Below are 6,739 nucleotides of genomic sequence, written 5' to 3'. Positions count from 1 at the left end.
GCCCGATCCCGCCGCACCCGATTCCGTCACGCCCGACATCCAAGCGAGCCCACGCCCCGGGATCAAACAACCGTCCATCGACGTAGCACAACTGGCAGTTGTGCATCGACCGGGCGCGAAGACCGAGGCCGTCAGCGCCCCGGTGTGCCCCTACCGCGCCAGCAGCTTCCGCAACGCCACCGTTACCTCGTCCGGAGCCTCCTCCGCCATGAAGTGCCCGCAGTCGACGGTGGCGTGCGACAGATCCGGTGCCCAGGCCCGCCACAACGCGGCGGCGTCGTAACCGAGGGCCGCGCCCCAGTCCTGCTGGAGCACGGACACCGGCATCCGGAGCCTGTTGCCGCGCTCCCGGTCGGCCCGGTCGTGCTCGACGTCGATGCCGGCCGAGGCCCGGTAGTCGGCCACGATGGAGGGCACCGCCGCACGGGACGCCTTGAGGTACGCGGCCCGCACGTCGGCGGGCAGGGCCCCCGGGTCGCGGGTCCAGACGTCGAGGAAGTGACCGAAGAACGCGTCCGGCGCGGCGCCGATGAGCTGCTCCGGCAGGCCCGGCGGCTGCGCCATCAGATACAGGTGGAAGCCGACCGCGGCCGTGGTGCCGTGCAGGACGTCCCACATGTCGAGGGTCGGCAGCACGTCCAGCGCCGCCAGGTGGGTCACCGCGTCGGGATGGTCGAGCCCCGCCCGCACCGCGACGAGCGCTCCCCGGTCGTGCCCCGCCAGCGCGAACCGCTCGTGCCCGAGCGCCCGGGCGAGAGCGACGACGTCCGCGGCCATGGTCCGCTTGGAGTAGGCGGTGCCGTCGGGATCGGACGGCTTGTCGCTGGCGCCGTAGCCGCGCAGGTCGGGGCAGATGACCGTGTGGTCGGCCGCGAGGCCGGCGGCGACGTGCCGCCACATCAGATGGGTCTGCGGGAAGCCGTGCAGCAGTACGACCGGGCTGCCGGAGCCGCCGACCGCCACCTGCAGGGCGACACCGTCGGCGACCGTGACGCGGTCGTGGGTGAAGTCGGGAATGGTCGGTGTCATGGGTGGGCCGTGCCTCTCTCGTGCCGTACACCAGGTCTTCCGCCGTACGTCGTGTCTTCTGCCGTACGTCGTGCCGGTGACTGCCTCCGAGCCTGCCGCGCCCGGATCAGCAACCGATCAGCACGCGTACCGTGGTGCTCGCACGGGCGAGACGGATCGGAACGGACGGAACATGGAAGCGGTCACGTTCGGTGTGCTCGGACCGGTCACGGCCGAGCGCGGCGGCGTCCCGCTCGCCCTCAAGGGCCCCCGGCACCGCGCCGTGCTGGCCCGGCTGGTCCTGGCCCGACGGCGGGTCGTCCCCGTCACCCGCCTGGTGGAGGACCTGTGGGAGACATCCCAGGCACCCCCGCCGCGAGCCGTGGGAGCCCTGCGCACCTTCGTCGGAGACCTGCGCCGGGCCCTGGAGCCCGACCGCCCGCCACGCGCCCCGGCCCGGCTGCTGGTCACCGAAGGCCCCGGATACACCCTGCGCGCGGCGCCCGGCTCCGTGGACGCGTGGCGTTTCGAGGCGGCCGTCGCAGAGGCCGAGCACGGGCCCGCCGCGCAGGCGCCGGAGCGGCTCCGGGCGGCCCTGGAGGAGTGGCGGGGGCCCGCGTACGCCGAGTTCAGCGGGGCGGAGTGGGCCCGAGGCGAGCGCTCCCGGCTCACCGAACTGCGGCTGCGGGCCGTGGAACGCCGGGCGGAACTGCTCGTGGACCTGGGCCGGGCCGCCGAGGCCGTCCCCGACCTGGACGCGCACCTCACCGGGCACCCCTGGCGCGAGGAGGCCTGGCGCCTGCTCGCCCTGGCCCTGTACCGGACCGGCCGTCAGGGGGACGCCCTCGCCGTACTGCGCCGGGCCCGCGGCCGGCTCGCCGGACAGCTCGGGCTCGACCCCGGCCCGCGGCTGCGCCGCCTGGAGGCCCGCATCCTCGCCCAGGACCCGGAACTGGACCCGCCCGGTGAACCGGCGGACGCGGCGGCCCGGTTGTGGGCGGCGGCGACCCAGGCGTACGACCGCACCGTCGCGGCCGGCGCGCACGCCCGTCTGGAGTCCACCGTCGGCCTGCTGCGCACCCTCGCCGTCACCGGCGGCGGGGGTCTGGAGGCCGCCCGGGAGCACCGGACGGCGGCGATCGCGGCGGCCGAGGAGACGGGCGACGCGGAGCTGACGGCCCGGGTGATCGGCGCCTACGACGTGCCCGCCGTCTGGACCCGCGGCGACGACCCCGAGGGCGCCCGCCGGATCGTCGAGGCGGCCGAACGCACCCTCGCCGCCCTGCCCGGCGACGCCACCGCCGACGCGGCGCGCTGCCGGCTGCTGGCCACCGTGGCCCTGGAGTCCCGGGGTGTACGGTCCGAGCGCGGCCCGCGCGCGGCGGCCGAGGCCGAGCGCGTCGCCCGCCGCCTGGACGACCCGGCGCTGCTCGCCTTCGCCCTCAACGGTGTCTTCATGCAGTCCTGCACCAGAGCCGGGCTGGCCCCCCGCCGCGACGCCCTCGGCGCCGAACTCGTCGCCCTCGGCACCCGGCACGGCCTGGTCAACCACACCGTCCTCGGCCACCTGATCCGCCTCCAGGCCCGCTCGGCCCTCGCCGACCTCACCGCCGCCGACGAGCACGCCACGGCCGTGGACCGCCTGGCCGCACGGCACGACCGGCCGCTGGTCGCCGTCTTCACGGACTGGTACCGGGCCCTGCGCCTGGCCGCCACGGGCAGCCCGTACGACACCGCGGCGGCCGCCTACCGCGCCGCCGCCGCCCGGCTCGACGGGGCGGGCATGCCCGGCCTCGAACGCGGACTGCTGCCCCTCGCCCTGCTCGGCCTGCGCCTCGCCCACGGCCGTGCGGCCGAGGTGGACCCGGGCGCGGACTGGGGGCCGTACCGGCCGTGGGCCGAGCCGTTCGCCCTCCTCGCCGACGGCCGCACCGCCGAGGCCCGAACGGCCCTCGCCGCCCTGCCACAGCCGCCGCCCGACCTCCTGTACGAGGCGCTGTGCTGCGCCGAGGCCGCGCTCGCCCTCCGGCTCGGCGACCGCGCGGCCCTGGAGCGCACCCACGCACGGCTGCTGCCCGCGTCCGGCGAACTCGCGGGCGCGGGCAGCGGACTGCTCACCTTCGGGCCGGTCGACGACTGGCTCGCGGCGATCAGGCGGGCGCTGGGGACAGCGGGATCGGCGTGAACATCGCGGGTTCCGCGTCGGGGGTCAGCGCGGTGCGGCCGTACACCCAGTCCGTGAAGCCGTGGTCGTGGACGTCCCGCTCCCGCAGGACCGCGTTGCGCCGCGGGCGCCGCTCGCCGTCCAGGTGCCACAGTTCGCCCCAGGCGCGGGCGGTGGACTGCACCCGGCGGCAGTGCTCCACACGCACCGCCTCGTACGAGGCGAGCACCGCGTCCCGGTCGGGGCCGCCCGCCGAGGGGTGACGGGCCCCGGGCGAGCACCCAGCCGTCCTCCATCACCATGACCGCGCCCTGCGCTCACGGCGGGCCCCTGACGCGGTGACCGCCGACGGCTCGGCGGTCGGCCGGCGCCCGGTTGCCCGGATCCGCGTCGGGTACCCGGTGGGCATGAAGTGGCAGCAGGTGCAGGGGGGTCCGTCCGCGGTGTACGTGGTGGTGCTGGAGGCCGGAGAGGACGCGGTCGCCGAACTCGGTGCCTTCGCCCGCGACCGGTCGCTCGGAGCGTCCCAGGTCACCGCGGTGGGCGCCTTCTCCGAGGCGGTCGTCGGCTGGTTCGACCGGCGGGCGAAGGACTACCGGCGCATTCCCGTGGAGGAGCAGTGCGAGGTGCTGTCGCTGATCGGCGACGTCGCCGTGGCCGACCAGGGGCCCACCCCGCACCTGCACGCCGTACTGGGCCTCTCCGACGGCTCCACCCGCGGAGGGCACCTGCTGTCCGGCCGGGTCTGGCCGACGCTGGAGGTCGTCGTGCGGGACAGCCCGGCCGAACTCGCCAAGACCCACCACCCCGACATCGGCCTGGCCCTGATCGACCCGGGCCGGGCGGAACCCCGTAGCGACACCCAGGAGGCGCGATCATGGCACGGCGCATCCGAGACGTGATGTCACCGGCCGCGGTGGCCGTCGAGCCCATGACGACGGTGGCGCGGGCCGCCCGGCTGATGAGGGAGGAGAACGTCGGCGACGTCCTGGTGACCTACGACTGCGACCTGTTCGGCGTGCTCACCGACCGGGACATCGTGATCCGCGGCGTCGCCGACGGCCGGGACCCCGACCAGACCACCGTCGGCACGGTGTGCACGCCGCCGCCCGTCGTCACCCTCGACCCGGACGACACCACCGACCACGCCGCCGAACTGATGCGGCACCACGCCGTGCGCCGGCTCCCCGTCGTCGAGCACGGCGGCGTCCCGGTCGGCGTGGTCACCCTCGGCGACCTCGCCACCGCCGACGACCCGCACTCCGCGCTGGCGGACATCAGCCGGGCCGCACCCGGCCACTGACGTACCCGGGCGCCGGCGGCGAGACGGCCCGGCGCCCGGCAGGGACGGAGGAAGCGACATGGCCCCCCTGGCACGAACCCCCCGGGCGGACACGGGGGAGGACCGCCGCGCCACCGCCCGCACCGCGCGGCTGCGCAGCCGGATCCCGGAACCCGACGAGGAACCCGACCTGCTCGGCCAGTACCTGAGTCAGATCGGCGCGACACCCCTGCTGACCGCCGAGGACGAGGTACGGCTGGCCGTGCGCATCGAGGCCGGTGTCCGGGCCAGCGAGGAACTGGAGTCGGCCGACACCGGCGAACCCGCCCCCACGCCCGGAAGGCGCCGCGCGCTGGAGGAGACCGTCCACGACGGCCGGGCGGCCAAGGACCACATGGTGCGGGCCAACCTGCGGCTCGTCGTGTCGATGGCCAAACGCCACGCCCACCGCGGGCTGCCCCTCCTCGACGTCATCCAGGAGGGCAACCTCGGACTGATCCGGGCCGTGGAGAAGTTCGACCACACCAAGGGCTTCAAGTTCTCCACGTACGCCACCTGGTGGATCCGCCAGGCCATCGAGCGGGGCCTGGCGACGCACGCGCGCACGGTGCGGCTGCCGGTGCACGTCGTGGAGCAGCTCCAGAAGCTCGCCAAGGTCGAACGGGGGCTCCGCGGAGGGCTCGACCGCGAGCCGACCGTCGAGGAGGTCGCCGCCGAGAGCGGCATCGACGCCGACAAGGTCGTCTGGCTGCGCCGGGTCGGGCGGGACGCGGTCAGCCTGGACACCCCGGTGGACGAGACCGGCGAGACCGTCGTCGGCGATCTCATCCCGGACACCGAGGTGCTGCGGGCCCCGGAGGTCGCCGAGTTCCAGGCGCTCGCGGCGGAGCTGCGGGAGGCCGTGGGCACCCTGGCACCCCGCGAGGCCCTGATCCTCAGCCTCCGCTACGGCCTGCACGACGGCCGCCCCCGCACCCTGCACCAGGTGGCCCAGCACGTGGGCCTCACCCGGGAACGCGTCCGCCAGCTGGAGAAGGCCTCGCTGGCCCATCTGCGCGCCCCCGAGACCCGGGACCGCCTGCTGGACTGGGCGAGCTGACCACGCCGGTGCGCGGGCCGGACGCGCGGCCGGGTTGCCCGGACCGCATCCCGGAAACACCCTGACGGAGAACCCGTACGCGCTTCCCGTCCCCGCCCGCCCGAGGAGCACCGGTGAACGTCTCCCTCAGCGTCTGGCTGCTGACCGTCGCGGGCCTGTGCGTCCTGATCGCCGCGGACTTCTTCATCGGCCGGAAGCCGCACGACGTGTCGATCCGGGAGGCCGGGATCTGGACCGCCGTCTGGGTGATCCTGGCCTGTCTGTTCGGTGTGGGGCTGATCCTGGTCGGCGGCGGGGGCCCGGGCGGCGAGTTCTTCGCCGGCTACATCACCGAGAAGTCGCTCAGCGTCGACAACCTCTTCGTCTTCGTCCTGATCATGGCGAAGTTCGCGGTCCCCTCGCAGTACCAGCAGCGCGTGCTGATGGTCGGCGTCATCGTGGCCCTCGTCCTGCGCGCCGCCTTCATCGCGGCCGGCGCGGCGATCATCTCCGCCTTTTCCTGGGTGTTCTACATCTTCGGCGCCTTCCTCATCTGGACCGCGTGGAAGCTGATCCAGGACGCCCGCAAGGGCGGGCATGACGAGGAGTACGAGGAGAACAAGCTGCTGAAGTCGATCGAACGCCGCTTCGGTGTCGCCGACCGCTACCACGGCACCAAGCTGTGGGTGGAGGAGAACGGCCGGCGGGTCATGACGCCGATGCTGGTCGTGATGCTCGCCATCGGCTTCACCGACGTCCTGTTCGCGCTCGACTCCATCCCCGCCATCTACGGGCTGACCCAGGACCCGTACATCGTGTTCACGGCCAACGCGTTCGCCCTGATGGGCCTGCGCCAGCTGTACTTCCTCATCGGCGGCCTGCTGAAGAAGCTGGTCCACCTCTCGTACGGCCTGTCGGTCATCCTGGGCTTCATCGGCGTCAAGCTGGTGCTGCACGCCCTGCACGAGTCCGGGGTGCACGTCCCGGAGATCAGCATCCCGTTCTCGCTCGGCTTCATCGTGCTCGTCCTCGCCGTCACCACGGCGACGAGCCTGTGGACCACACGGCGGCAGGAGCAGCCCTAGTCTTCTGAGTCAGGAATTCTGTTCAGATGTGTAGGGTTGCCTGATGGCGCGTACTGGGCGGCCGAAGGCCGAGCTGATCCTGTCGGATGAGGAGCGGGCTGCGCTGGAGGGGTGGGTGCGGC

7 protein-coding genes are annotated in these 6,739 nt (G+C 74.3%); 5 read left to right on the top strand and 2 right to left on the bottom strand.

The genetic code is table 11. The annotated features are described in order from the left end of the window. Nucleotides 1–150: 150 nt before the first annotated feature. Nucleotides 151–1,029, bottom strand: coding sequence for an alpha/beta fold hydrolase (locus DMH12_RS36150; RefSeq protein WP_125495532.1), 879 nt, complete (start codon nucleotides 1,027–1,029; stop codon nucleotides 151–153). A 172-nt stretch (nucleotides 1,030–1,201) separates the two neighbouring features. Between DMH12_RS36150 and DMH12_RS36145 the strand changes: the two genes are divergently transcribed. Continuing rightward, nucleotides 1,202–3,193 carry a BTAD domain-containing putative transcriptional regulator gene (locus DMH12_RS36145; protein ID WP_125495531.1) on the top strand — a complete coding sequence of 664 codons (1,992 nt, stop codon included), beginning with the start codon at nucleotides 1,202–1,204 and terminating at the stop codon, nucleotides 3,191–3,193. On the opposite strand, the gene DMH12_RS36140 is transcribed toward DMH12_RS36145, so the two are convergent. Then, on the bottom strand, nucleotides 3,159–3,401 hold the full coding sequence (locus tag DMH12_RS36140; RefSeq protein ID WP_312023994.1) for a hypothetical protein: 243 nt from the start codon (nucleotides 3,399–3,401) through the stop codon (nucleotides 3,159–3,161). The two genes, DMH12_RS36145 and DMH12_RS36140, sit on opposite strands and share 35 nt — an antisense overlap. Before the next feature lie 178 nt (nucleotides 3,402–3,579). Between DMH12_RS36140 and DMH12_RS36135 the strand changes: the two genes are divergently transcribed. From DMH12_RS36135 to DMH12_RS36120, 4 genes are all read left to right on the top strand, one after another. Further along, entirely contained in the window at nucleotides 3,580–4,074 is a 495-nt protein-coding gene (locus DMH12_RS36135) for a PPC domain-containing DNA-binding protein (RefSeq protein WP_260474467.1), read from the top strand. Further along, nucleotides 4,050–4,475, top strand: coding sequence for a CBS domain-containing protein (locus tag DMH12_RS36130; RefSeq protein ID WP_125495530.1), 426 nt, complete (start codon nucleotides 4,050–4,052; stop codon nucleotides 4,473–4,475). Before DMH12_RS36135 ends, DMH12_RS36130 begins: the two co-directional genes overlap by 25 nt. Nucleotides 4,476–4,533: 58 nt before the next feature. Then, a complete protein-coding gene (locus tag DMH12_RS36125; RefSeq protein ID WP_125495529.1) occupies nucleotides 4,534–5,553 on the top strand; it encodes an RNA polymerase sigma factor RpoD/SigA in 1,020 nt (339 codons plus the stop codon). 113 nt (nucleotides 5,554–5,666) lie between these two features. Next, nucleotides 5,667–6,617: a TerC family protein gene (locus DMH12_RS36120; RefSeq protein ID WP_125495528.1), complete on the top strand. Its 951-nt coding sequence runs from the start codon at nucleotides 5,667–5,669 to the stop codon at nucleotides 6,615–6,617. Nucleotides 6,618–6,739 lie beyond the last annotated feature (122 nt).

The sequence above is a fragment of the Streptomyces sp. WAC 04229 genome (assembly GCF_003947455.1).
Lineage (GTDB): Bacteria > Actinomycetota > Actinomycetes > Streptomycetales > Streptomycetaceae > Streptomyces.
This window is presented reverse-complemented; position numbering and strand designations above follow the sequence as displayed.

Bases quoted from the DNA above. Each gene is read 5' to 3' on its own strand.
- DMH12_RS36150 (WP_125495532.1), bottom strand. From the start codon at position 1,029: ATGACACCGACCATTCCCGACTTCACCCACGACCGCGTCACGGTCGCC.
- DMH12_RS36145 (WP_125495531.1), top strand. From the start codon at position 1,202: ATGGAAGCGGTCACGTTCGGTGTGCTCGGACCGGTCACGGCCGAGCGC.
- DMH12_RS36135 (WP_260474467.1), top strand. From the start codon at position 3,580: ATGAAGTGGCAGCAGGTGCAGGGGGGTCCGTCCGCGGTGTACGTGGTG.
- DMH12_RS36130 (WP_125495530.1), top strand. From the start codon at position 4,050: ATGGCACGGCGCATCCGAGACGTGATGTCACCGGCCGCGGTGGCCGTC.
- DMH12_RS36125 (WP_125495529.1), top strand. From the start codon at position 4,534: ATGGCCCCCCTGGCACGAACCCCCCGGGCGGACACGGGGGAGGACCGC.